The sequence below is a fragment of the Dyella sp. 01N36 genome, from assembly GCF_056399745.1.
This window is the reverse complement of record NZ_JBFTRY010000294.1, coordinates 1-3,199: the sequence shown is the minus strand read 5'-3', so window position 1 is coordinate 3,199 and position 3,199 is coordinate 1. Positions and strand designations below refer to the sequence as shown.

Genomic DNA, 3,199 nt, shown 5'->3' with positions numbered 1-3,199 from the left:
GTTCCAGCCGGTCCAGTTGCCGCTGCACCAGCTGGAAGCGCGACAGGCCCGGCACGTCCTTGAGCATATGCGGAAAGAACTCGCCGGGAAGGATGCGCCCGTCCGGCGTGCGAATCGCGTCCAGCACCCGTCCGTCRACGCGCTCAAGCAGCGGCAGCCCGCGACCGCAGGGGCAACTGCGCACACCCGACGCCGTGGCCAGATCGCCGTTGACGTAACGAATGAACGGCATGCCGTAGTTGGAAAGGTCGGTGATGGCCACTTCGCCCGGGCCGTGCGCGGCTGGCTGGCCGTCGCCATCAAGCAGCTCCACCACCAGGTGATCGGCATTCACGTGCAGGCCATGGTGATGGCCGCATTCGGAGGCGATCAGCATGAATTCGCGGCAGCCGTAAGTGTTGAAGACAGGGCTGCCAAAGGCCTGCCGTATCGTCTCGCGCTGGTGCGGATGCAGCGCTTCGGCAGCGCCGATCACCGCGTCGGGACGATGCACCTTGCGCCCCGTCTCGACCATCCATTGGGCCAGCTGTGCCAGCGGATTGACATAGCCCACCAGGATTGACGGCCGGTATTGGTCGATCGCATCGGCATAGGAGGCCAGATTGGATTCCGTCATCTCGAAACTGTTGAGTACGCGCCGGGCAAACACCGCGTTGTAGATATTGTCCTTGAGCTGATGCGCGCGCCCCGGCGTACCGACCGCGCCCGCCCACAAATACATGGTGCGACGTCCCGGTCGCGAACCGGCCCAACCGTAGCCGCGCCACATGACGGCGATGCGCCTGTCGTAGCTCTCGCGTGTGTAGCCCAGCTCCAGCGGTTCGCCGGTGGAGCCGCCAGTGCGCTTGAACAGCAGCCGGCCACTCCAGGAAGAGGCCTGCAGGTCTTTGAAATTCTCGCGGATATCGGCCTTGGTCAGTACCGGCAGGCGCGCATAGTCCTGCAGATTRCGGATGTCGTCCGGCTGGATGCCGAGTTCGCGCCAACGCTGCCGGTAGTAGGGAACCTCGCGATGGCAATGTTCGATCAGCGTCTTCAGTCGCCGGAACTGCAGTTCGGCAATCGCCTCGGGCGAGTACCACTGATCGCGTTCGTAAGACGCCAGCCAGGACAGCGTGCTGCGGCGGCGAAGGCCGCTCTCATACGCAGGATAGAGCACGCGGCGGAAAGCCTGCTCGTACCAACCACTCATGGCGAACACTCCATCGATCCGTGCTTGGACATCGAACGTGTAGTAGTCATCCCGTCGTCCTCAGCAGGATGCTCACCAGGACGAACAGGCCAGCGATGCTGCCGACCGCGGCTGGAATCCAGCGCACGCCGCTTTCGCTCATGCTGAAGGCGGGCAGGCCTTCGACGCGTTGACGGGCGCCGAGATAGAAACCGGTGACGATGGCCAGCACCACGTACAGCACGATCATGTAGCTGCGGCTGAGGAAGAACGCGCATACGAACATGCCGCACAGCGAAAGCAGCAGGGTCAGCGCCATCGGCCGTTCAGCGCTCCATGCCGCGTATCGCTCGGGCTCGGCGGCGGCGTCCGGCTTCAGGCGCAGTACGGCCGCCATCATCCAGAAGCTGTAGCCGATCAAGGCCAGCCACAGCAGGTAGCCCACGAACCCGGTTTCCGCCAGCACCAGCACGAACGAGTTGTGCGCGGTGAGATGGTTGTAGTCGGTGAAATTGCCCGGACCCACGCCGAAGATCGGGTGGTCCTTGAACATCTGCAGACCTTCGTACCACGCGTCCACGCGGCCGTTGGCGGATTCTTCGCCGGCATCGAGTTCCTGCATGCGCGAGGACAACATCTTCATCGCCGCCAGGCCCAGCGCGCCGAGGACCCCGGCAACCACGAGGCCGCGGCGATACCAGATATACGCACCGATCACGACCAGCACGCCAAGCATGGCGCCGCGGGAATTGGTCAGGTAGACGCCGTACAGCAGCGTGAGAATGCAGGCCAGCCAGCACAGTTTGCCGATGAAGCCGGCGCGCTTGTACAGCAGGCTGGCCATGGGGAACACGGAAACGAACAGCATGCCCAGGTCATTGGGGTCGTTGAAAATGCCCACGTACTGGACGCGCCCATCCTCGCCGATGGGGATGCCGGTCCAGCCGACGCCGCTGTGGGCCTGGCCGATGCTGTGCAGCGCGAGCAAGGTAGAGCACAACACCATCACCGCCATCAGGATAAGGATGCGACGCTGGGTAGTGCATGCCGCTGCAATCATGAAAAAAGTCAGCACGATGGGGCCGAACTTGCCCATCTCTTCCTTCACCCCGCCGAGCCAGCCGTTGGCGACCTCCGATACCATCAACACCACGAAGAAGGCCAGCAGAATCCCGTACTGCGGTGCACGCGCCGTGCGCAGTCCGGACGCCAGCCACGCGGCAAACGCCAACACCAACACCACCGGCAGCACCGGCAGGCCGATCAACGCGGGAATGTATTCCTGCGGTCGGACGATGGTGAGTACGACGTAGAAGAGGATCAGTGGGAACATGATTCGTCGGTCGTGGCCAGATGAGCGGGTGTCGGGTAGCCGATAAGGCCGGGCAAGGTGAGCAACGCGGCGAACCACGCCTTGCCGTAGTAGCGCTCCACCGCGATGCGATTGAGCGAGTAACGATTGGCCGCCGGCTGCAGGTTGGTGCCGCTGATATAGCTGCAGGCCAGGTCGAAACCCGCGTCGCGGGTCACTTCGATCACCTGCTGGTCGAACGCGCGGTTGCTGCCCACCGGGTAGGACATCAGCAAAGACATCGGCCCCAGTTCGCGCAGCAGCGCGTTGCGCGAGTCGAACACTTCGCGTTCGAGCTCCTCGCGCGGAAGCTTGGACAGCATCCAGTGATTGACGCCATGCGAGCCGATTTCCAGACCTGCCGCGCGCATTTCACGCAGCTGGTCCCAGTTCATCGGGCGGCAGTCGGCGGGATAGGCATGGTCGGACGGCATCTGCCACTCGCGTTCGAGGCGACGGATCATGGCCGCCTGTTCGATCGCGCTGATCTCTTTCATATGGTCGAGCACGTTGCCGGCGAGTTCGCGGCGTTCGGCGCGCGTCGCCGGCATGGGTACGTCCATGCCCAGTTCCGGCAAGGTCAACCGATCTGTCTTCGCCAACAGGATCATGTGGACGAGCCAGTCATAGGCGTACGGCCGGCCGCTGTCGATGTGGCCGGTCGAGATGAAGAAGGT

Annotated in this window: 3 protein-coding genes; all 3 read right to left on the bottom strand. The window is 63.6% G+C overall.

What is annotated here, in order from left to right; genetic code table 11:
* Window positions 1-1,192: phenylacetate--CoA ligase family protein (locus tag AC1DMG_RS21220; RefSeq protein ID WP_477181062.1), on the bottom strand; the 1,192-nt coding region annotated here is incomplete at its 3' end.
* A 46-nt stretch (window positions 1,193-1,238) separates the two neighbouring features.
* On the bottom strand, window positions 1,239-2,504 hold the full coding sequence (locus AC1DMG_RS21215; protein WP_441603189.1) for an O-antigen ligase family protein: 1,266 nt from the start codon (window positions 2,502-2,504) through the stop codon (window positions 1,239-1,241).
* The coding region (locus AC1DMG_RS21210; RefSeq protein WP_477181061.1) for a polysaccharide deacetylase family protein at window positions 2,492-3,199 on the bottom strand (708 nt) is incomplete at its 5' end. The genes AC1DMG_RS21210 and AC1DMG_RS21215, both read right to left, overlap by 13 nt.

Bases quoted from the DNA above. Each gene is read 5' to 3' on its own strand.
- AC1DMG_RS21215 (WP_441603189.1), bottom strand. From the start codon at position 2,504: ATGTTCCCACTGATCCTCTTCTACGTCGTACTCACCATCGTCCGACCG.